Here is a 21,439-nt window from a genome sequence, read left to right as displayed (position 1 = left end):
AAAATTGTTTTACAAAGGTATTACAATTATTTTTCATAGACAAACTTTCTATCTGCTCTACCTTTGTCTTGTTCAAATAACAGAACGAAAGAAAATTTTATAAAACAATATTAACAAAATTAAATTTAATTTATTATGAAAAAGTCGTTATTCGTAGCTGCTATCGCTGCAATCTCTCTAGTTGCTTGTAAAAAAACTGAAGCTACTTCTACTGAAGGTGCTGCTGATTCTGCTGCTGTTGCTGCTACTGATTCTGCTGCTGTTGTAGCTGATTCTGCTGCTCAAGTTGTTGATTCTGCTGCTACTGCTACTGTAGACGCTGCTAAAGGTGCTGCTGCTGCAACTACTGCTGCTGCTGCTGACGCTGCTAAAGGTGCTGCTGCTGGAGCTGCTGATGCTGCTAAAGGTGCTGCTGATGCTGCTAAAGATGCAACTAAAGAAGCTGCTAAAGAAGTTAAAGACGCTGCTAAGAAATAATTCTAGTACGTTACTAAATAAAAGAACCGTTTCGCTCAGCGAAGCGGTTTTTTTATTATATATATTATCTTCCTTATTCCTTTTTCTGTCTCAGGGATTCGTAACACGTAATGGCTACGGCATTACTAAGGTTTAAAGAATCTATACTTCCTGCCATAGGAATTAATGTATTTTCCCCTTTGCCAATCCAGAAATCACTTAAACCCGAATGCTCGGTTCCGAATAAGATTGCAGACTTTTTGGTCAGATCCCTTTTGTAGAGATCTTCAGAGTCTTTGTCCATAATGGTTGTATAAATACCGAACTGATTCTTTTTCAGAAAATCAAGGGTTTCTTCATTTCCGGCCTGGAATACTTCCATTCCGAAAAGACATCCGACACTTGATCGGATCACATTAGGATTATAGAAATCAGCTTTTGCATCTGTAATAATCAGTGCATCTATTCCAAAGGCCTCGCAACTTCTTAAAATAGCACCAAGGTTTCCTGGTTTTTCAATTCCTTCAACAATAATTACAGTTGCATCCTTTTTAGGTTTAAAAGAGGAAAGGTCAGCTTCTTTGGCTTTATAAATTCCAATGATCCCTTCCGAAGTGCCTCTGTATGCAATTTTTTCATATACTTTTTCACTGACATAAAATACCTTCCCAAGAGGAGTTTCTCCTTTGAAAATTTTTTCGCAGATATAAAATTCGACCGGTTCAAAATCAAACTTCTGAGCCCTTTCATTTTCCTGTTGGCCTTCTACTATAAAGATTTTAGATTTTTTACGAAATCTGTTATCTGTAAGAAGCTTAGTAATATTCTTGATTTTATCGTTTTGAAAACTTTCTATTAACATGCTGCAAAATTATGGAAATTTATTGATCGGTTTTTGTTTCCTAAGAACTGAAAAAGGATGAGGAAGAGAAATATTAAAATTCAGTAGCTGTATTTAGAAAAGCTTACTATGTTTTTCTTTATTAGATGAGTTTAAAAGAATACTGCTTCCAACTACCATACACAAACAGCTGGTAACCCACAGGTAATATCCTGCACCAAAAGAAATGATGGCAGACTCGTTACCTGCTTCATCAATAATTATCGTTTTTGATGAAAAATAAAATAATGACAGACAGAAAGCGATCAGACTGGAAATAACAGATACTTTAACCTGTTTTAAAAGTAGGGCAAGCCATGAAATAAACAATAAAGGATTGGCTAACCAGGCTATATTATTTTCTAGCTCAAGCCATCCTAAAAGAAAGCAGTTAGAAGCATCGGTTTCACGCCCTTGCGTGTAAACAGCTACTTGTGTTAAAGAAATCAAGAATATAACAAGGCTTATTGCAAAAATAATTTGTGTTTTTTTCATTTGATCATTATTCTATGCTGGTTATATTTTCACTATTATCAATAAGGCTTTGAGGAAGCTCTTTTTTATTTTTTATTCCCAGGGATTTAAGTTTTTGTGTTTGGATAATCAGGTTGTCATTTCCGGTAGATAACTGTTTATAAGCATCATTAAAAACATTTTTGGCCTGATCTAGGTTTTTACCTACTTTTTCAAGGTTTTCTACAAAACCTACAAACTTATCATATAATCTGGCCCCCCGGTCTGCAATCTCCATAGAATTTCTGTTCTGATATTCTCGTTTCCAGAGATCTGCAATGAGTTTTAAGGAAGTAATCAGGTTGCTTGGATTTAAAAGCAGGATCCTTTTGTCATAAGCAAAATTCCATAAATTCTGATCGGCCTGCATTGCTGCAATATAAGCCGGTTCACTCGGAATGAACATCATCACAAAATCTAAAGATTTGCCATAATCATCATAAGCCTTCTGACTTAATTGAGAGATATGATTTTTTACGGACGATAGATGCTGATTTAATTTAATGGCGTAGATTTCAGGATCGGTTTCGTCTACTAATTCTGTAAAGGCAGTGAGGGAAACCTTGGAGTCCACAATAACATTTCTTTCATCAGGATACTTTACTACCGCATCCGGGCGCATTTTTTTTCCTGAAAACTCTGAAAATAACGCCTTATTATCCTCATCACGCAGCTCATGTTCTAGAAAATATTCCCTTCCTTTAACCAGTCCTGATTTTTCGAGAATGCTTTCAAGAATCATTTCTCCCCAGTTTCCCTGTGTTTTACTTTCTCCTTTTAAGGCCCGGGTCAGTTTTTTTGCATCTTCGGAAATCTGCTGATTGAGCTCTGCCAGTTCTTTTACTTTTTCAGCCAGCGAAAAACGCTCCTTGTTTTCTTTTTCATAAGCTTCATTTACCCTGTTTTTCAAATCAGTGATCTTTTGCTGAAAAGGCTCAAGAATAGTTTTAAGGTTATTTTGATTCAGAGTGGTAAATTTTTCAGCTTTTTCCTCGAGGATTTTATTGGCTAAATTTTCAAACTGAACCTTTGAATCTTCCTGTATCTTAATAATTTCTTCTTTCTGGGTTTGAAGTGATTTCTGTAAATTTTCATTCACTGCCGAAAGTTCAGAGTTACGCGCATATAAATGCTGCTTTTCCGTAAGAAGGCTTTCAAGCTGCGAGGCTTGTTTGGAAATAATTTGTTTCTGTTCCTGAAACTGACTATTTAAAGATGAATATTCCGCGGAAATTTTTGCATATTCATTTTTAAGATCATTGAGAAGATCTGATTGTTGCTGATTCTGATCTTTTTCATGATTGATATCCTGATATAATTCCTGGATTTTTTGATTGATATTTTCCACATCAGAATTCTTTCTTATATATAAATTGTTTATCTCGTCATAAGAAGCCCTTGAAACCATTGAAGATTTCAGCATAAAATATAAAATAACGGCACCTAATAAGGCACCGGTTATAAAACCTACGATTAAATATGTCATCTCCATTCTTCAAAATTATGAAAAAAGGCTGGAAGCTGGAAGTGAGATCAGGAACCTGCCGTTTTCCGTTAAATAGTTTAAGTTTTTTAAATAGATAAAAATAAAATACTTATTGACTTTTTGTGAGATTTCAATTGCTCCCAGCTTTCTTTCCACAACCTCCTTTCTGAATAAGAATACTTATATTTATAGGAAATTTAAGTGTTTATGAACATTTTGTTAGTAGAGGATGATGAGCGAATCAGTAAATTTCTTGTCAAAGGCTTGGGCGAGGCCGGATATCAAATGGTTCTCGCAGATTCCGGAGAGAAAGCCCGTGATCTAATCAGTACCTATGACTTTGATATTATTCTCATGGATATTATGTTGCCAGGGCTGGATGGAATGCAGCTGACGCAGATCATCCGCTTTAAAAAAAATTATACCCCGATTTTGGTTCTTAGCGCTCTGAATAGTCCTGATGATAAAATAAAAATGCTTGATCTAGGAGCCGATGATTATTTATCAAAGCCATTCCATTTTGAAGAATTGATTTCGAGAATCAAAGCATTGACCAGAAGAAATAAATTAAGCTATCAGGAAGGATCGCAGCTTTTACGTTGTGGTAACCTTACAATTGATACAGATCTCCACAAAGTGGTTCAGGATAATAAAGAAATTGAACTTTCCCCTACAGAATATAAACTTTTGACTTTCCTTTTAGAAAATAAAAACAAAGTTCTGAGCAGGACTCAGATCTTACATAATGTATGGGGAATTGATTTTGACAGTACAACGAATGTTGTTGATGTGTACATTTCTTATGTGCGGAATAAAATTGATGAAACGGATCAAAAGATTATCCACACAATTAAAGGAACAGGATATCTGATTAAAGATTAAAGATGACGTTAAGAAACAGGTTTACCATAATTTCGAGTCTTTCATTCGGTATTGTTACCATCATCGCTTTTGCGGTGGTGTTTTTTGCTTATTATGACAGTACCAGAATCTCTTATTTTGAAAGATTAAGAAATACGGCCCTTATTTCTGCCATTTATTATCTGGAAAAAGATGAATTGCCAAAAAGCAGGCATGCCCAGATAAAAACGGAATACAATCATTTGATAGAGAATAAAAAAGTAGCCGTTTACAATAAATACAATGAAGTCACTTTTGGGCAGAACCTGAATGATAAGAATATCAAAGCACTTCATCTGAAGTCTGCAAGAAATAATAAGATGGTACAGTTTATGGCCGGGAATAATTTTTATTACGGCATATTCTATCCAGATAATCAGGGTGATTTTGTCGTTTTTGTCAAAGCCCCGAATGATTCTTTTAAATCACAAATGGTAAGGCTTTCCATAATTATGCTGGCAGTACTGATTTTAGGATTACTTGCTATTTATTTCCTGAGCAGGTATCTTTCCAAAATCGTGTATAAACCTCTATCCAATGTTGTGGATAGGATCAATAATGTAGATTATACCAATATTTCCAGCGCAATTACATCTACTCATACTCATGATGAAATAGATGACCTGATCAAGTCCTATAACAAATTATTTGGACGAATTTCTGAAAGTATTTTGCTTCAGCAGAATTTTATCAACTATGTGTCTCATGAATTTAAAACACCATTAGCCGCTATCTCGGGCAATCTTGAGGTTTTTGCTCAAAAGGACCGGACGCCTGAAGAATATCGAAAAGTGGTCAAAGAATCATTGGATAACGTATATGAAATTGAAAGTATCCTTAATAACCTGCTGCTGATGTCAGGTCTTACCAAGCTTGAAAGTTCTCACCAGCAGGTAAGAATTGATGAGCTGATCTGGAAGATATATGAAAAGCTGAATCCTAAAGCCCAGGAAAATAATTCTTCTATTAAAATCAATCTTCAGGTAAACACTCCGGATTTACTGGAATTTCCGGGTAATGAAACTTTGCTTTATCTGGCATTGTACAATATTGTTGAAAATGCTATTAAATATTCCGGGCATCATTCTGTAGAGATTGTGTTGTCTGAAGAAAAGGATAGGCATTTATTGATTGAAGTTAAGGACCAGGGCAGAGGTATTTCGGAGGATGATCTTCAAAAGATCACGGAAACTTTTTATCGCGGAAAAAATGTGGATAATATAAAAGGAAGTGGCATTGGCCTATCCTTATCTAAAAGTATATTCGATCATCATCATATTCAGATGAAAATTAATTCTGTTGTGGGCTCAGGAACACAGGTCTCGCTCATATTTCCGGTTACAAAATAGTTTTCTAATCGAATTCTAATTTTGGACTAACCGAATCTTAATGGTATTTGGAATTGGCTTTAATGTTTACAAAATAGCTTTGTGGTCTTAAACAGAAGACCTTGAAGAAAACCATTTTTACACTATTCTATATTCATTTTTTCGGGTTCTTTTCGGCACAAATTGCGGACACGTTGCAGATTGGAAGAAAAGAAGCGGAAACATTATTTCTTGCGAATAACCTGGATATTATTGCGCAAAAACTGGAAATTTCCCAGGCGGAAGCCCGTGTCGTTCAGGCGAAATTCTGGCCTAATCCTAAGCTGACTGTCAATGAAGTTAATCTTTGGCGTACTTACGATATCGAACAGCAGCCAGCTTTAATAGGGAATTGGGGAAAGAATACCCAATTCTCTGCTGAGATAGAGCAGGTAATCCAGACTGCAAGAAAAAGGAGGAAAAATATAGAACTACAGAAAATTGAAGTAGATGGAGAAAAGTATGAATTGCAGGAAGTATTGCGTGAGCTGAAAAAGTTATTGCGAAATACTCTGACAGAGGTTATCTACAATCAGGAACAGCAGAAACTGTATCGCGGTCAGATTTCCTCTATAGAAAAACTAACAAAATCCTATCAGAATCAGTTAAACCTTGGAAACATAAGCAAATCCGAATATGTGAGGCTGAAGGCCCAGGAAATTGAATTCAAAAAGAAATTAATTTCATTACAACAGGAAATTGCGGAACAACAGGTCGAGTTGAAAGCTTTACTCATTCTTCCGGCTACATCTTATCTTGTTATTACAGATCATTTGTCAATTCCTGAAAAGGAGCTTTCTGAGTTGGAATTATCCAACTGGCTGAATATTGCCAAAGAAAATCGTCCGGACATCCAGATTACAAAAAATAAAGAGAAATACGCACAAAAAAATCTTGAATTACAACGAGCTCTCAGAACTCCTGACATAGCGCTCTCCGTGGGATATGACCGTGGTGGAAATATCATGAAGGATTTTGTAGGGTTGGGTATTTCATTTGATCTTCCGGTTTTCGACAGAAATAAAGGAAATATCCAGGAGGCTAAACTGGAAGTTACCAAATCCAATTTTGAGACCCGCAAAAACATCCTTAAATCGGAAAATGAAATCGTTTCCGTATTTCAGAATTATACCCGAACGCAAAAGATTTCTGAGGAACTCGATGGATCGTATGAAAGTACTTTGGATGGTTTATTGGCCAGTCATGAGAAAAACTTCAGACTGAGAAATATCAGCATGCTGGAATATATGGATTTCCTGGAAACCTACATCGGAAATAAAATGATCATACTCGATACGAAAAAAGAACTTAATCAATATTATGAAAACCTGCAGTACGTTGTAGGGCAAGACTTATAAATATGAAAATGAATAGCACAAAATATATGGCAGCTGGCTATTTTTTAGCACTTGTTGTCCTGACCGGTTGCACAGAGAAAAAGCTCAATGAAAATACCGGATCCGAAAACTACTGCATTAGCAAAGAGCTAAAAAAAGATCTTAAGCTGGCAAAAGTAGAAATGCGCTCTGTGGAAGAAAGTATTACTCTTACCGGAGAAGTTGAAAGCAATTCTGATAAAACAGTTCCTTTTGTAAGTTTAGTGGATGGAGTGGTTACAGATACTTATTTTTCCCTGGGTGATTATGTAAAAAAAGGACAAGTCCTTGCCAGTATAAAAAGTGTATCCCTAAACGAAATGCAGGATGATACCCAAACTTTACAGGCTCAGTTGGCTGTTGCTAAAAGAAAGCTCTCTTCTGTGGAGGCAATGTATAAAGATGATATTGCCTCACAAAAAGATTTGCAGGAAGCAAGGTCTGAAGTTCAGATCATACAGTCCAATATTTCCAAAACCAAAAAGAATATGCAGCTGTATTCTGCAGGCAGTACAAATATGCAGGTTAAAGCTCCTGCAGATGGTTACGTAATTGCTAAAAATATTTCTACCGGTATGCCTGTAACTGCCGGAGGTGAACAGCTTTTTACCATTTCTAATCTTGATAAGGTGTGGGTAATGGCTAATGTGTATGCTACCAATATGAGACATGTGTACGTGAATCAGCCTGTAGTAGTAAAAACGCTTGCCTATCCGGATGATAGTTTTTCCGGAAAGATTAATGTCATCTCCCAGGTTTTTAATGAAAATGAAAGAGTGTTGAAAGCTAAAATTATTATGGACAATAATAATATGAAACTTAGACCGGGAATGTCTGCAGATATTGTTTTACCTATTAATGCACAAAACAGAACAGCATTGGCAATTCCTGCCAAAGCTCTGATCTTTGATAATAACCAAAGTTATGTTGTCGTCTATAAAAAAGATTGTGCCATAGAAATGAGAGCTGTTACCGAAGTGGCATCCAACAGTCAGTACATTTATGTAGAAGGAGACCTTAAAGAAGGGGAGATGGTTATTGCTTCCAATGGATTGCTTATCTACGAAAACATGAAAAATCAATCCAATAATTCTACGAAGTAATGCGAAAATTTGTACAAAGTATAGTTTCTTTCTCGTTAAAAAATTCTTTGATTGTACTTCTGGGTACTCTGCTTTTGCTTGCTGGTGGAATTTATTCTTACATGCATACTCCAATAGAAGCGTTTCCGGATGTTACCAACACCAGGGTGAGGGTAATTACACAATGGCCGGGACGAAGTGCTGAAGAGATAGAAAAATTTGTCACGCTTCCAATTTCAAAAGAAATGAGCACAATACCGAATAAAACCTCAGTACGGTCTATTTCTTTATTTGGTTTATCTGTGGTTACGGTTATTTTTGATGATCATGTGGATGATTTTTATGCCCAGCAATATGCTTCGAACCGATTGGGGAATGTTGAACTTCCTAATGGAGCAAATTACAGTATAGAACCACCTTCAGGTGCTACCGGAGAAATTTACAGATACATCATTAAAAGTAAATTGCCTATTAAAGAGGTTACCTCTATTCAGGATTGGGTGATTGAAAGAGAGCTTCGTGCGGTCCCGGGGGTTGCGGATGTTGTAAGTTTCGGGGGAGAAGAAAAGATTTATGAAATAAAGATCAATCCAACTGAATTACATAATTATGATCTTTCGCCATTGGATGTTTATGAAGCTGTTTCCAAAAGTAATATTAATGTAGGGGGAGATGTGGTTTCAAAAGGAGATCAGGCATATGTGGTTCGTGGTATAGGGCTTCTGGAAAGTAAAGAAGATATTGAAAACATACAAATTGAGGTTAAAGGATCCACCCCGATTCTGGTGAAGCATGTGGCCGAAGTAAAAGTTTCTGCCAAGCCAAGGTTAGGGCAGGTGGGGTACAATAAAGAAAATGATGTTGTAGAAGGAATTGTGATCATGCTTCGTGGGGAGAATCCGAGTGAGGTGATTGGACGTCTTAAAGAAAGAATAGGTGAATTGAACGGAGGAGAATTGCCAGGCGATGTAAAGATCGTTCCTATCATCGATCGTACAGAACTTGTAAATACCACTGTGCATACCGTATCCAAAAATTTGGTGGAAGGTGTAATTCTGGTATCTATTATTGTATTTATATTTTTATACAATTGGCGAACAACATTTATTGTGGCGTCAGTTATTCCTTTAGCATTTTTATTTGCGATCATTATGCTGAGGATCCAGGGATTGCCGGCTAATCTTATTTCAATGGGAGCCCTTGACTTTGGACTGCTTCTTGAGGGTACACTCGTTATTGTAGAGCATGTTTTTGTAGCTCTCGAACAAAAGGCCAAAAAGGTAGGCTTACGGCGATTCAATAAAATGTCGAAACTGGGTATTATCAAGAAAAGTGCGGGAAGTGTTGCAGGGTATATTTTCTTTGCCCTTTTAATTCTTATTGTAGCGTTAATGCCTATTTTCTCCTTCCAGAAAGTAGAAGGTAAAATGTTTTCTCCGTTGGCGTTTACCCTTGGTTATGCTTTACTGGGTTCTTTAATTCTGAGTTTAACCTATGTTCCTGCGATGTGTAAACTTTTGCTCACGAAAAATATAGAGGAAAAGGAGAACTTTATTTCGAAATTTTTCAGGGTAAACATTTATAAACTTTACGAGTTAAGCGCACGCTACAAAAAAGCTTTTATTATAGGATTTGGGGTGCTTTTGGTTATTTGTGGATGGAGGTTTTCCAACTATGGATCAGAGTTTCTACCAAAGCTTAATGAAGGGGCAATTTACGTTCGTGCCACCCTTCCCAATAGTGTAAATCTCGATGAATCCGTGAGGCTTACTAAAGAAATGAAACAAATACTTTCCAGATATGATGAAGTGGAATTTGTAATGACGCAAACCGGTCGTCCGAATGACGGAACAGACCCGACGGGGTTTTTTAATATTGAATTTAATATTCAGTTGAAACCTGAAAATGAATGGAAGAAAAAGATTTCCAAAGAAGAACTTCTGGAGGAAATGAGGGTTTCGCTGGAAAAATATCCGGGCATTAATTTTGGGTTCAGCCAGCCTATTCAGGATAATGTGGAAGAATATGTGGCAGGCGTAAAGGCTCCTCTAGTGATCAAGATTTTTGGTAATGACCTTTTCCAGCTTGAAAACTATGCCAATCAGGTTGCGAATTCCATTAGAACCGTACCCGGAATTTCCGATGTGAATGTTTTTAAAAATATAGGCTTACCGGAATTAAGGATCCAGCTTCATGATTCCAAAATGGCAAAATACGGTGTCTCAACTGCTGATGCACAGGCGGTGATTGAAATGACTATCGGAGGACAGGCAGCAACAAAATTCTATGAAGATGAAAGGATGTTTGACGTGATGCTAAGATTTGAAAAACAATATCGTGATAATCCGGAGAAAATAGGAAATATTCTGATTCCGACACAGGATAATAAGAAGGTGCCGTTGAAGGAAATTGCAACGATTGACTACCATACCGGGCCATCCTTTATTTATCGCGAAGGTAATAGCCGATATATTGGTGTCGGATTTAATATTGAGGGACGAGATCTTGGAAGTACGATTAAAGATGCAAAAGCAAAAGTAGCAAAAGATGTACATATTCCTAAAAACCATAAAATGACCTGGGCAGGGGAATTCGAAAGTAAAGAGAGGGCTGCCAAACAGTTGGCAATGGTTGTTCCGATTTCGCTCTTGCTTATCCTGATGTTGCTTTATTTTAACTTCGGTAATATTAAAGATACACTGATTTCATCTGTAACATTGGCTTTTGCATTTATTGGTGGGTTTTTATCGCTTTGGTTTACCGGAACTATTTTTGGAATTTCAGCGGGAATAGGGTTTATTATCCTGTTTGGTGTTGCAACGATTGACGGAATTGTATTAATAGGGGTTATGAAAGAAAATCTTCAGAATAAAATGTCCCTGAAAGAAGCAATCAGCCAGGGAGTTCAAAGCAGAATCAGACCGGTGATAATGATTGCCTTGATGGGATCAATGGGACTTTTTCCCGCAGCAATGTCCAATGGAATGGGGTCTGAGATTCAAAAGCCTTTAGCCATTATGATCGTGGGAGGATTGATTATATGCATGATATTGTCTTTTACCGTATTGCCTGTTATTTTCTATTATGCATATCAGAAAAAATACAAAGCAACATTATAATTCTTTCAATTTTATTACATGTTAGTTTTGTTTGCCGGAATGTGAGGATTCCGGCATTTTTTTGATTTATGAATAAAAAAAGTGAGCCGGAAAGCTCACTTTGTATATTGTCTTTGGTCAGATTATGGCGTGATGATAATCGGATCCGGGAACGGCTCAAGAACCAATGGCTTGCACATTGCAGCCGGTTCGCATCTTCCACCCATACATATAAAATTAGTCATCGTGGTAGAACCGTCAGGACATCTGATCAAGGCCTCACCAGGGCATCCTCCCGGGCATTGTGCCGGATACAATGTTCCTCCCATTACATCTTTTAATTCTGTTCTTGAAAGTTTTTTTGAATTAGATTTTTTCATGGTTTAATTTTTTTTGTTTAGTGATTATCTTTTATTACTTTTTTATAATTACGTAAATAAGAATGAGTTATATACACTAAAGTAGTAAATTATTCCATGAGAATAGAACTATCTGAAAATAATTTTATTCTATTTGCGTTTTTCTTTGGCTTCGAGATTCGGTAGATCTTTTTTGTATTGTTCCGGGTCCCACTTCATATTCCAATGGGTTACATATTCTGCTAATGGAGGAAGTCCAACTTCTGCCCGTCTTTTATCTACATGGTCAGGATCTTCTAAAGGTGATACATAAAATGCATGAGTTTCAGGATCTTGCCCAATCTGGCTTCCATAAATTTGCTTTTTACCTTGTCTTAAAGCGATTCTATCTTCTAAAAGAGCTAAGCTACCGCTTTGGGCTTTGCCATTTTTTACAGCTTCCCTCATCATAGGCAAATATTTTACCTGCGTCTCCAAATCAGCATGTTGGATAACAAGAAATAAGGTGGTATTTCCCTGGTTACCTACTACATCAGGGCCTAACCAACCATATTTATCAAGAATAGCTTTTACTTCTATTAAATTTAAAGAATCCTTTTTAATTATAGTTCTCCAATGCTCTTGCATTTCCTTTGAATCCCGGCCGTATTTTTTTTCAATTTCTCCAATCTCGCGTCTACCGTTTTGATCTTCATTATAAATGCTTCCAAGCTTTTCAACCAGAGGTTTATTCAATTTGGCATCTGCTTTCTCCTTGTTGAGTTTAATTTTTTCAAGCAATGGCTTCCATCGAACATCTGCATGCAAAGAGTTCAGATCCGTATCTCCTGTTATATGGTTATAATTACTAAATTGAGAAGCAATTTTTTCCAGCTGAGAAAATGCGCTATCCGTTACGGATGCCATTGCCCATGAGCATGCTGCATTATATCTGTCATTAAGAGAGGCTTTCCACCCATTAGACCTAAATGCTTCGGAATAATTATTAGCAGAGTTTTTAAAATCCTTGGCTTTATAAAATGCTTCGGCCTTTTTTACTTTCTCCGTATATTCTTTTGGAGTATTTTGCCCGAAGAGTAGTTTTGCTGATATTAAAAATATCAATACAAATAGTCTTATTTTCATTGTCGTTATTTTGTTATGGGTGAAGATATAATTATTATTTTTAATTGGAAATAAATAATATAAAACAAAAGCAATTAAGGACAGTTGTAACAAATACAGTCAGATTATCTCTTGTTTTTCAGGTAATTCATCCTGTTTAATTAAATATATAAAGAGGATAAAAGCCCATTTTATGGATTTTCCTTTGTGATCTCTTGGTGATGCTTTACATACAGAGGCAAGGCAGCTGATCCATACCAGGGAAGAAGTTCATAGCTGAAAACTCCGGCCTTTACTGCAGGGTCTGTTTTTACCCATTGTTCGGCTTCTTCTTTAGATTTGGTATTGAAAATAAACATTCCACGATAATTTTCCTTATTCTTTTCTAAAAAAGGTCCGGCTACTATAATCTTCCCCTCGTCAGCTAATTTTCCAATATTAGTCATATGTCCTTTCATTATCTCACTCATTTTAGCTTTGTCTTCAATCTTTGCGGATCCTGTTGTAAGCATAACAATAGTATAAGCCTTCATTCCATATTGATCTGCTCCCAGCGAAGTAGCCAGTTCCTGGTTGAATTTCGGTTTTACCGCTTTTTTCTCTTGAGCGAAAGATAAAGCTACTATCAAGAGACTAAGAGAAAAATAAATTTTAAATTTCATGATATAGTAGTTATTTAGTTATAAGTCTGACATCTGACATCTAGCATGTACTTAATCTTTTATTCTAAGAAATTCTTTTGCCAATTCGATCATTTTTGGATCACCTGTATATTTTCCATGTTCATCAGATAATTTTACAGTCGGGATCCATTCTTTATTTGGAGCCTGTACCCCAATTAATTTCATAACTATATTCATCGGTTTCAAACCGACATCATTGGTAAGATTGGTTCCGATTCCAAATGAAACACCGATTTTACCTTTACAGTATTTAGTGATTTCTTCTACTTTTTCAAGATTTAATGCATCAGAGAAAATGATGTATTTAAAGAGTGGATTGATTCCATTGTTCTTGTAATGGGCGATCGTCTTATCAGCAAATTCCAGTGCATCACCACTATCATGGCGTACTCCGTCAAACAACTTTGCAAACTTTTTATCAAACTGCTGGAAAAACACATCAGTGGTATATGTGTCTGAAAGAGCAACCCCAAGGTCACCTCTGTACACATCTACCCAATGTTCCAAGGCCAGTTCGTTGGCCATTTTGAAGCCATATTCGGCCGCATGAAACATGAACCATTCATGTGCATGGGTTCCGATAGGCTTTACCCCATATTTCATGGCGAAATGAACATTTGAACTTCCTATGAAAGTGGAGTCTTTTTTTTGGGTCAAGGCTTCCATCACCAGGTTCTGAACTTTATAAGAATGTCTTCTTCTGGTTCCGAATTCTGCGAAAGTAACACCAAGCCTTCCTAATGAATCTGCTTTTTCTATGGTTCTATGCATAACGATTTCATTGGAATCCCTTTCCATATGGTTCATTTCGTAATGCAGCTCGCTGATCAATGCTAATAAAGGAACTTCCCACAAGATAGTTCTGTACCAAAGCCCCTCAACAGTTACCGAAAGATCGCCGCCATCCTGATGGATCTTTACTTCGGAAGGATCATAATGATACCCTTCCAAAAAATCAAGGTAGGGAAGGTCGATGTAAGGGCAGGTTCTCGCCATAAACTTTTTCTCATCTTTGGTGAGCTTAAGTTCGGCCATTTTGTTTACAGCTTCTCTTAGGGCAATATCAAAACCTTCCGGAAACTGATGTTTTCCTCTGTTGATAAATTCATATTTAACGATGGAGCTTGGAAATAATTTGACCACGGCATTCTGCATGGTTATTTTATAGAAATCATTATCTAGAATGGAATTCAATCGTACGTCGTGCATATTGTGTAATTTTAACGCAAATTTAATAATTAAAAATAAAAATCGTCTAAATGTAAGACGATTTTTTTTATATATCGATGATCTTTGTGGGTTATTTACCCAGATAAGAGTTATACATCCATACTTCTTTTTCCTGCTCCGTAATATAGTCGCTCATTTGTGAATTTGTTCCCTCATCTCCTGCTTTCTCGGTAATATCAAGAAGCTCTCTCTGAAGATCCAAAACTACTTTGAAAGAATTTAAAATGATTTCTACGCTTTTCGTTCCGTCACTTACTTCCTTACTTTCTTTAATTGTAGATATTTTTAAATAGTCTGAATAATTATGTCCGGGAGTTGCTCCTAAGGTCAGGATTCTTTCGGCAATTTCGTCGATCTTTAATACAAGGCTATTATATAATTCTTCAAATTTCGGGTGTAGTGTGAAAAACTGGTCACCTTTGATGTTCCAGTGAGAACCTCTTGTGTTTTGATAAAATACTGAATAATTGGCTAATAGTACATTAAGCTTTTCCGAAATGTTTTTACAATCGGTTTCTTTAAGACCGATAATACTGGCATTTTTCATACGTTTATTTTTTTATGCTATATATGCAGTAAATATTGTGCCGAAATAGTAGGTTCCTGATTGATGATACTTATCTTTGGTATTCTTATAATTTATCATAAAATGTCGTCATCGCGAAATATAGGTTTGCAGAGTTTCTTTTTATCTCTTTTTGTATTTTTTGGTATCTGTATATTTTATTATATACTTAGTATTTCAAAAACAGATGGACAATATGTATATCCTCTTGACGACGCTTATATTCATCTCGCTATCGCTAAGAATTTTGCTTTACATGATGTATGGGGAATTACAAGGTATGGGTTTTCGTCTACTTCTTCCTCTCCCTTGTTTACTTTTATGATCAGTTTTTTAATCCAGGTATTCGGTAATCATGATCAGATCCCTCTGTATTTTAATATAACCTTCGCGTTAGGAATTCTTTATTTCCTTTCCATGTATTATGGAGAAACTTTCAGGAATGTAAGAAATACTGTTTTAGCAACGTTGGTTACTTTGTTTTTTGCTGTTTTGCATTTGCAGGTACTCTCCGGTATGGAACATGTTTTTCAGGTATTTCTTTTTATCGTCAATATATATTCCTTCAGCAATTGGAATAAGAGCAGGATGGCAGTTCCGGCATTTTATCTTTCCCTTATATTGATGGGGCTGGTCCGCTTCGAAAGTATGTTTTATTTTGTGATCCTCGCTGGTGTTCTTATTACGGTTAAAAAATGGAAAAATGCCTTAGGTGTTTTAATTGCAGGTTTTGTCCCTGTATTATTATTCTGTTATTTCAATTATCAGCAGGATGGTTATTTTTTTCCCAATTCAGTTGTGGTAAAAGGAACTCAATTGACTTTAGGACCTGAAATGTTTGTGCGGCTTAAAACGATCTTTCTTGATCATTTATTCCTTAATAAAAGCTTTTATAAAATAGGTATTTTTCCAATTTTAATAAGTACTGTTTTCATATGCAGAGATACTATCAGGAATAAGTCTTTAAAAGAAGTTATTATAAAGAACTTTTTCCTAATTGTTTTTTCCCTCTTAATGATTTGTCATGCCATGTTTGCTGATCTTAAAGGGATGTTCAGGTATGAAGCCTATATATTGACAGGGTTTTGTATGGCAATTATTCCCAGAATATCTGCTCTGTTTTCTGACTATAAAAGTTACATCAAAGGAGAAAAACTTATTACTATCCTGGTAATTATGAATATCCTGCTTCTTTTTTATAAAAGTTGGTTCGCAGATCGTATTCTTGAGAATGGCGGAAAAAATATTTATGAACAACAAATACAATCCGCAAGATTTTTACATACCTATTATAATACGTCTAAAGTGGTAGCGAATGATATTGGTGCTATAAGTTACTATACAGATATCCATTTGCTGGATATTGTGGGGCTTGGATCTGTAGAAATGATTCCTTTTACCGCTGATAAAAGAAATTTAGATGAGGAATTTGAGAATTTTCTAATTCAATATACTACTAATAACAAATATGAAATCGCAGTAATATATGATGAATGGTTTCAGGGGCATATTCCACGAAATTGGAAAAAAATTGCCGTTTTGAAGATTAAAAATATGATTGCTGTATCAAAAGATGAGGTTTCCATTTATGCGCTTGAGCAAACTAATCCAGAGACATTAAGAAGAAATATCCGGGATTTTAAGTGGAATAAGAACGTTGAAGTTCGTATTGTGGACTAGTAGATGAAGAAAGCTTTTTATTAATTTCAGTTTCGTGATTTCTATTGCATACTGTTGTTATGATTAATTTTAAAAATGTATAACAATTAATTAATGTTACTCGATGATGTATTTTCCTAATTTTAGAACCAAAATTCTACAAATTATGAAAAAGACTATTTTACTTTTAGCATTCCTTCTTTTTATTTTTTCATGTTCAGATAGAGATAAAGACGGACAGGCGCCTACTGAAAAAAAATATGAAACCAAGAATGTTGTTTTATTGGTTGTAGATGGTCCCCGTATTTCTGAGACCTGGGAAGAATCAACAAAAAAGAATATTCCTAATAGAGTGAGCCTTTTGAGTCAAGGAGTATTTATCAGTAATTTTAAAAACAATGGAACTACGAGCACCAACCCCGGGCATAGCGCCATGTGTTCCGGAGTATATGAAAATATTAAGAATAATGGTACGGAGTTACCAGGTTATCCTTCGGTAATGCAACAATGGTTGAAATATACCGGAGCAGCTAAAACAAAAGCTTGGATTGTATCTTCTAAAGATAAACTGGAAGTTTTAAATAACTGCAAGCAGGTAGACTGGAAAGATAAATTCCAACCAAGTGCGGATTGCGGGGTAAGTGGAAATGGCTCAGGCTACAGAGCTGACGATGTAACAATTTCCAGGGTGAAAAATATAATGGGACAATATGCACCAAATATTATTATCATCAATTTAAAAGATGTTGATTCTTATGGACATGCTAACAATTGGAACGCCTATATCAATGCAATAAAAACGACGGATGCTTCCATTAAAGAAGTGTGGGATCATATTCAGTCTCTTCCTGCCTATAAAGATAAAACTACTCTTATTGTTTCTAATGATCACGGGAGACATTTGGATGCCAATGGTGGGTTTGCCGAGCACGGGGACAGTTGTAACGGATGTAGGCATATTGAATTTTTTGCTCTTGGGCCGGATTTTAAAAAGAACACTACGATTAGTACCGGAAATTATGAGCAGATTGATATAGCAAGTACTATAGCCGAACTTTTGGGAGTTCCTTTACAGTACGCTAAAGGAAAAGTAATCAAAGAAGTATTCAAATAAATATTTTAGTTTCAAGTATATAAAAAATACATAACTACTTGTCAATTAAAAAAATATTACTATTTTTGCAGCTTAAAATAAAAAGCAATTAAATGCCTACTATTCAACAATTAGTAAGAAAAGGAAGAGCCACGCTTGCCAAGAAGAGCAAATCGGCTGCCCTTGATTCTTGTCCACAAAGACGAGGTGTATGTACGAGAGTATATACTACCACTCCTAAGAAACCTAACTCTGCACTTAGAAAAGTAGCAAGGGTAAGACTTTCAAACGGTAAAGAAGTCAACGCCTACATCCCGGGCGAAGGACATAATCTTCAAGAGCACTCGATAGTATTGGTAAGAGGCGGAAGGGTGAAAGACCTACCGGGAGTACGTTACCACATCGTAAGAGGTGCATTAGACACTGCAGGTGTAAATGGAAGAACACAGAGAAGATCTAAGTACGGAGCTAAGAGACCTAAACCAGGTCAGGCAGCTGCTGCACCAGCTAAAGGAAAGAAAAAATAATCATTAAATAAGGTACAAAACAATGAGAAAGACAAAAGCGAAAAAAAGACCGTTGTTACCAGATCCAAAATTTAATGATCAATTGGTAACTAGATTTGTAAATAACCTAATGCTAGACGGTAAAAAGTCTATCGCATTCAAAATTTTCTATGATGCATTAGACGTTGTAGAAACTAAAAAAGGAGAAACTGAAAAGACTTCTCTTGAAATCTGGAAAGATGCCCTTACTAACGTAATGCCTCACGTAGAAGTACGTTCAAGAAGAGTAGGTGGTGCTAACTTCCAAATCCCAATGCCAATCAGAGCTGATAGAAAAATTTCTATGGCGATGAAATGGTTAATTAAATATTCTAAAGCTAGAAATGATAAGTCTATGGCTTTGAAATTAGCTAACGAAATTGTTGCTGCTTCTAGAGAAGAAGGTGCTGCTTATAAAAAGAAAAGTGACACTCATAAAATGGCGGAAGCTAACAAAGCTTTCTCACACTTTAAATTCTAATCTGAAATGGGAAGAGATCTTAAATTTACAAGAAATATTGGTATCGCTGCTCACATTGATGCAGGTAAGACTACCACTACAGAAAGGATTTTATTCTATACTGGTGTAAACCACAAAATTGGAGAGGTTCACGATGGTGCTTCTACAATGGACTGGATGGAGCAGGAAGCAGAAAGAGGTATTACCATTACTTCTGCTGCAACTACTTGTTCTTGGAACTTTCCAACAGATCAAGGAAAACCTGTAGCCGACACTAAACCTTACCACTTCAACATCATCGATACACCGGGACACGTTGACTTCACAGTAGAAGTAAACAGATCTTTGAGAGTATTGGATGGTTTGGTATTCTTATTCTCTGCAGTAGATGGAGTAGAGCCTCAGTCTGAAACAAACTGGAGACTTGCTGACAACTACAAAGTTGCTAGAATGGGATTCGTAAACAAAATGGACAGACAAGGTGCTGACTTCCTTAACGTTGTAAAACAAGTTAAAGAAATGTTAGGATCTAATGCAGTTCCAATCGTTTTACCAATCGGTGCTGAAGAAGACTTTAAAGGTGTTGTAGACTTAATTAAAAACAGAGCTATCATCTGGGATGAAGCAGGACAAGGAGCTACTTTTGAAGTAGTGCCAATTCCTGAAGACATGAAAGCTGAGGTTCACGAATATAGAGAGAAATTAGTTGAAGCTGTAGCTGACTATGATGAGACTTTGATGGAGAAATTCTTCGAAGATCCGGATTCAATCTCTGAAGAAGAAATCAACGAAGCTCTTAGAAAAGCTACTATTGATTTATCTATTATCCCAATGACTTGTGGTTCTTCATTCAAAAATAAAGGAGTACAGTTTATGTTGGATGCAGTATGTAAATACTTGCCTTCTCCATTGGATAAAGATGATATCAAAGGTACTGATCCAAGAACAGACGCTGAAATTACAAGAAAACCAGACGTAAATGAGCCTTTCGCGGCTTTAGCATTTAAGATTGCTACTGACCCATTCGTGGGAAGATTAGCATTCTTCAGAGCATACTCTGGAAGATTAGATGCAGGTTCTTATATCCTGAACACTCGTTCTGGAGATAAAGAAAGAATCTCAAGAATCTATCAGATGCACGCTAACAAGCAAAATCCTGTAGAATATATTGAAGCAGGAGATATTGGTGCAGCAGTAGGATTCAAATCTATCAAAACTGGTGATACGATGTGTGATGAGAAAAACCCAATCGTTCTTGAATCGATGGTTTTCCCTGATCCGGTAATCGGTATCGCTGTTGAGCCTAAAACTAAAGCGGACCAGGATAAAATGGGTAACGCATTAGCAAAATTGGCTGAAGAAGATCCAACGTTTACTGTTAGAACTGACGAAGCTTCTGGACAAACGATTATCTCTGGTATGGGTGAGCTTCACTTGGATATCATTGTAGATCGTATGAAGAGAGAGTTCAAAGTTGAAGTAAACCAAGGACAACCTCAGGTAGAGTACAAAGAAAACTTAACAAAAGTTGCCAGCCATAGAGAAGTTTACAAAAAACAATCAGGTGGTAAAGGTAAATTTGCTGATATTGTATTTGAACTAGGACCTGCTGACGAAGGTAAAGTTGGTTTAGAATTCATCAATGAGATCAAAGGTGGTAACGTTCCAAGAGAATTCGTTCCTGCAATTGAAAAAGGATTTAAAGCTGCAATGAAGAACGGTCCATTGGCTGGTTTCGAAGTTGAAGGTATTAAAGTTACTCTTAAAGATGGATCTTTCCACGCGGTGGATTCTGATGCTCTTTCTTTCGAATTAGCTGCTAAATTAGGATTTAAGGAAGCTGGTAAAGCTGCTAAGCCGGTAATTATGGAGCCTATTATGAAACTGGAAGTTGTAACTCCGGAAGAATATATGGGTAACATTATTGGTGACCTTAACAAGAGAAGAGGTACGATCAGTGGTCAGGAAGAAAAGAACGGTGCTGTAGTTATCAAAGGTTCTGTTCCACTTTCTGAAATGTTTGGATATGTAACAACTCTAAGAACACTTTCATCAGGAAGAGCTACATCTTCTATGGAATTAGAGAAATACGCTCAGACTCCACAAAACGTTGCTGAAGAAATCATTGCTAAAGCAAAAGGTTAATTTTTAAATTAAAGAAATGTCACAAAGAATCAGAATAAAACTAAAATCTTACGATTACAACTTGGTAGACAAGTCTGCTGAGAAGATCGTAAAAACGGTAAAGGCTACCGGGGCTGTTGTAAACGGACCTATTCCATTACCAACTAACAAGAGAATCTTCACGGTGTTGAGATCTCCACACGTTAACAAAAAAGCAAGAGAGCAGTTCCAATTATCAGCTCACAAGAGATTGATGGATATCTACTCTTCTTCTTCTAAAACTGTTGATGCTCTAATGAAATTAGAGTTACCAAGCGGTGTTGACGTAGAAATTAAAGTGTGATAATTGCATACTTTGCAATGATTATAGAATCCGTCCCTGTAAAAGGGGCGGATTTTTTTATGTATCAATAAGAAAGATTTCAATGATATTTGGACGAGGAACCGTAAGAAGTAGAG

General features: G+C 36.2%; 20 protein-coding genes. 12 read left to right on the top strand and 8 right to left on the bottom strand.

What is annotated here, in order from left to right; genetic code table 11:
- Window positions 1-135: 135 nt before the first annotated feature.
- Entirely contained in the window at window positions 136-477 is a 342-nt protein-coding gene (locus G9C87_RS20400; protein ID WP_172284597.1) for a hypothetical protein, read from the top strand.
- Between the two features lie 73 nt (window positions 478-550).
- Here the strand turns inward: G9C87_RS20400 and G9C87_RS20395 are convergent, their stop codons facing one another.
- From G9C87_RS20395 to rmuC, 3 genes are all read right to left on the bottom strand, one after another.
- Window positions 551-1,318: a TrmH family RNA methyltransferase gene (locus G9C87_RS20395; protein ID WP_172284594.1), complete on the bottom strand. Its 768-nt coding sequence runs from the start codon at window positions 1,316-1,318 to the stop codon at window positions 551-553.
- Window positions 1,319-1,411: 93 nt separating this feature from the next.
- Window positions 1,412-1,831 (bottom strand): hypothetical protein, encoded by a 420-nt coding sequence (locus tag G9C87_RS20390; protein WP_172284592.1) that lies wholly within the window; start codon window positions 1,829-1,831, stop codon window positions 1,412-1,414.
- A 7-nt stretch (window positions 1,832-1,838) separates the two neighbouring features.
- The gene (gene rmuC, locus G9C87_RS20385) at window positions 1,839-3,341 is read right to left on the bottom strand and encodes a DNA recombination protein RmuC (protein ID WP_410499603.1); all 1,503 of its coding nucleotides are present in this window, start codon (window positions 3,339-3,341) and stop codon (window positions 1,839-1,841) included.
- Between the two features lie 201 nt (window positions 3,342-3,542).
- On the opposite strand from rmuC, the gene G9C87_RS20380 reads away from it, so the two are divergent.
- The 5 genes from G9C87_RS20380 (at window position 3,543) to G9C87_RS20360 (ending at window position 11,179) form a co-directional block, all read left to right on the top strand.
- A complete protein-coding gene (locus tag G9C87_RS20380; protein WP_172284590.1) occupies window positions 3,543-4,217 on the top strand; it encodes a response regulator transcription factor in 675 nt (224 codons plus the stop codon).
- 2 nt (window positions 4,218-4,219) lie between these two features.
- A complete protein-coding gene (locus G9C87_RS20375; RefSeq protein ID WP_172284588.1) occupies window positions 4,220-5,584 on the top strand; it encodes a sensor histidine kinase in 1,365 nt (454 codons plus the stop codon).
- A 101-nt stretch (window positions 5,585-5,685) separates the two neighbouring features.
- On the top strand, window positions 5,686-6,960 hold the full coding sequence (locus G9C87_RS20370; protein WP_172284586.1) for a TolC family protein: 1,275 nt from the start codon (window positions 5,686-5,688) through the stop codon (window positions 6,958-6,960).
- 8 nt (window positions 6,961-6,968) lie between these two features.
- The gene (locus tag G9C87_RS20365; protein WP_228457065.1) at window positions 6,969-8,081 is read left to right on the top strand and encodes an efflux RND transporter periplasmic adaptor subunit; all 1,113 of its coding nucleotides are present in this window, start codon (window positions 6,969-6,971) and stop codon (window positions 8,079-8,081) included.
- The gene (locus G9C87_RS20360) at window positions 8,081-11,179 is read left to right on the top strand and encodes an efflux RND transporter permease subunit (RefSeq protein ID WP_172284582.1); all 3,099 of its coding nucleotides are present in this window, start codon (window positions 8,081-8,083) and stop codon (window positions 11,177-11,179) included. Before G9C87_RS20365 ends, G9C87_RS20360 begins: the two co-directional genes overlap by 1 nt.
- A gap of 122 nt (window positions 11,180-11,301) precedes the next feature.
- Here G9C87_RS20360 and G9C87_RS20355 read toward each other — a convergent pair whose 3' ends face one another.
- From G9C87_RS20355 to G9C87_RS20335, 5 genes are all read right to left on the bottom strand, one after another.
- Entirely contained in the window at window positions 11,302-11,538 is a 237-nt protein-coding gene (locus G9C87_RS20355; protein ID WP_172284580.1) for a hypothetical protein, read from the bottom strand.
- A gap of 129 nt (window positions 11,539-11,667) precedes the next feature.
- Window positions 11,668-12,642 (bottom strand): DUF6624 domain-containing protein, encoded by a 975-nt coding sequence (locus G9C87_RS20350; protein WP_172284578.1) that lies wholly within the window; start codon window positions 12,640-12,642, stop codon window positions 11,668-11,670.
- Window positions 12,643-12,812: 170 nt separating this feature from the next.
- Entirely contained in the window at window positions 12,813-13,283 is a 471-nt protein-coding gene (locus G9C87_RS20345) for a YciI family protein (RefSeq protein WP_172284576.1), read from the bottom strand.
- A 51-nt stretch (window positions 13,284-13,334) separates the two neighbouring features.
- On the bottom strand, window positions 13,335-14,513 hold the full coding sequence (gene pncB / locus G9C87_RS20340) for a nicotinate phosphoribosyltransferase (RefSeq protein ID WP_172284574.1): 1,179 nt from the start codon (window positions 14,511-14,513) through the stop codon (window positions 13,335-13,337).
- Window positions 14,514-14,604: 91 nt separating this feature from the next.
- A complete protein-coding gene (locus G9C87_RS20335) occupies window positions 14,605-15,081 on the bottom strand; it encodes a Dps family protein (RefSeq protein ID WP_172284572.1) in 477 nt (158 codons plus the stop codon).
- A gap of 102 nt (window positions 15,082-15,183) precedes the next feature.
- Between G9C87_RS20335 and G9C87_RS20330 the strand changes: the two genes are divergently transcribed.
- The 6 genes from G9C87_RS20330 (at window position 15,184) to rpsJ (ending at window position 21,323) form a co-directional block, all read left to right on the top strand.
- Window positions 15,184-16,779, top strand: a complete 1,596-nt coding sequence (locus G9C87_RS20330) for a hypothetical protein (RefSeq protein WP_172284570.1) — start codon at window positions 15,184-15,186, stop codon at window positions 16,777-16,779.
- 145 nt (window positions 16,780-16,924) lie between these two features.
- A complete protein-coding gene (locus G9C87_RS20325; RefSeq protein ID WP_172284568.1) occupies window positions 16,925-17,872 on the top strand; it encodes a sulfatase-like hydrolase/transferase in 948 nt (315 codons plus the stop codon).
- A gap of 92 nt (window positions 17,873-17,964) precedes the next feature.
- The gene (gene rpsL / locus G9C87_RS20320; RefSeq protein ID WP_002983146.1) at window positions 17,965-18,378 is read left to right on the top strand and encodes a 30S ribosomal protein S12; all 414 of its coding nucleotides are present in this window, start codon (window positions 17,965-17,967) and stop codon (window positions 18,376-18,378) included.
- 22 nt (window positions 18,379-18,400) lie between these two features.
- On the top strand, window positions 18,401-18,877 hold the full coding sequence (rpsG, locus tag G9C87_RS20315) for a 30S ribosomal protein S7 (protein ID WP_172284566.1): 477 nt from the start codon (window positions 18,401-18,403) through the stop codon (window positions 18,875-18,877).
- Between the two features lie 6 nt (window positions 18,878-18,883).
- Complete coding sequence (gene fusA / locus G9C87_RS20310) at window positions 18,884-21,001, top strand: elongation factor G (protein WP_172284564.1); 2,118 nt, start codon at window positions 18,884-18,886, stop codon at window positions 20,999-21,001.
- A 16-nt stretch (window positions 21,002-21,017) separates the two neighbouring features.
- Window positions 21,018-21,323 carry a 30S ribosomal protein S10 gene (gene rpsJ / locus G9C87_RS20305; protein WP_002661363.1) on the top strand — a complete coding sequence of 102 codons (306 nt, stop codon included), beginning with the start codon at window positions 21,018-21,020 and terminating at the stop codon, window positions 21,321-21,323.
- Window positions 21,324-21,439: the final 116 nt, after the last annotated feature.

It is taken from the genome of Chryseobacterium sp. LAM-KRS1 (genome assembly GCF_013184525.1).
Taxonomy (GTDB): domain Bacteria; phylum Bacteroidota; class Bacteroidia; order Flavobacteriales; family Weeksellaceae; genus Chryseobacterium; species Chryseobacterium proteolyticum.
The sequence above is the reverse complement of the archived record's forward strand: the minus strand, read 5'-3'. Positions and strand labels throughout refer to the sequence as shown.

Bases quoted from the DNA above. Each gene is read 5' to 3' on its own strand.
- G9C87_RS20395 (WP_172284594.1), bottom strand. From the start codon at position 1,318: ATGTTAATAGAAAGTTTTCAAAACGATAAAATCAAGAATATTACTAAG.
- G9C87_RS20335 (WP_172284572.1), bottom strand. From the start codon at position 15,081: ATGAAAAATGCCAGTATTATCGGTCTTAAAGAAACCGATTGTAAAAAC.
- fusA (WP_172284564.1), top strand. From the start codon at position 18,884: ATGGGAAGAGATCTTAAATTTACAAGAAATATTGGTATCGCTGCTCAC.
- G9C87_RS20380 (WP_172284590.1), top strand. From the start codon at position 3,543: ATGAACATTTTGTTAGTAGAGGATGATGAGCGAATCAGTAAATTTCTT.
- rmuC (WP_410499603.1), bottom strand. From the start codon at position 3,341: ATGGAGATGACATATTTAATCGTAGGTTTTATAACCGGTGCCTTATTA.
- G9C87_RS20325 (WP_172284568.1), top strand. From the start codon at position 16,925: ATGAAAAAGACTATTTTACTTTTAGCATTCCTTCTTTTTATTTTTTCA.
- G9C87_RS20390 (WP_172284592.1), bottom strand. From the start codon at position 1,831: ATGAAAAAAACACAAATTATTTTTGCAATAAGCCTTGTTATATTCTTG.
- G9C87_RS20350 (WP_172284578.1), bottom strand. From the start codon at position 12,642: ATGAAAATAAGACTATTTGTATTGATATTTTTAATATCAGCAAAACTA.
- rpsJ (WP_002661363.1), top strand. From the start codon at position 21,018: ATGTCACAAAGAATCAGAATAAAACTAAAATCTTACGATTACAACTTG.
- G9C87_RS20355 (WP_172284580.1), bottom strand. From the start codon at position 11,538: ATGAAAAAATCTAATTCAAAAAAACTTTCAAGAACAGAATTAAAAGAT.
- rpsL (WP_002983146.1), top strand. From the start codon at position 17,965: ATGCCTACTATTCAACAATTAGTAAGAAAAGGAAGAGCCACGCTTGCC.
- G9C87_RS20360 (WP_172284582.1), top strand. From the start codon at position 8,081: ATGCGAAAATTTGTACAAAGTATAGTTTCTTTCTCGTTAAAAAATTCT.
- G9C87_RS20330 (WP_172284570.1), top strand. From the start codon at position 15,184: ATGTCGTCATCGCGAAATATAGGTTTGCAGAGTTTCTTTTTATCTCTT.
- G9C87_RS20365 (WP_228457065.1), top strand. From the start codon at position 6,969: ATGAATAGCACAAAATATATGGCAGCTGGCTATTTTTTAGCACTTGTT.
- G9C87_RS20375 (WP_172284588.1), top strand. From the start codon at position 4,220: ATGACGTTAAGAAACAGGTTTACCATAATTTCGAGTCTTTCATTCGGT.
- rpsG (WP_172284566.1), top strand. From the start codon at position 18,401: ATGAGAAAGACAAAAGCGAAAAAAAGACCGTTGTTACCAGATCCAAAA.
- pncB (WP_172284574.1), bottom strand. From the start codon at position 14,513: ATGCACGACGTACGATTGAATTCCATTCTAGATAATGATTTCTATAAA.
- G9C87_RS20345 (WP_172284576.1), bottom strand. From the start codon at position 13,283: ATGAAATTTAAAATTTATTTTTCTCTTAGTCTCTTGATAGTAGCTTTA.
- G9C87_RS20400 (WP_172284597.1), top strand. From the start codon at position 136: ATGAAAAAGTCGTTATTCGTAGCTGCTATCGCTGCAATCTCTCTAGTT.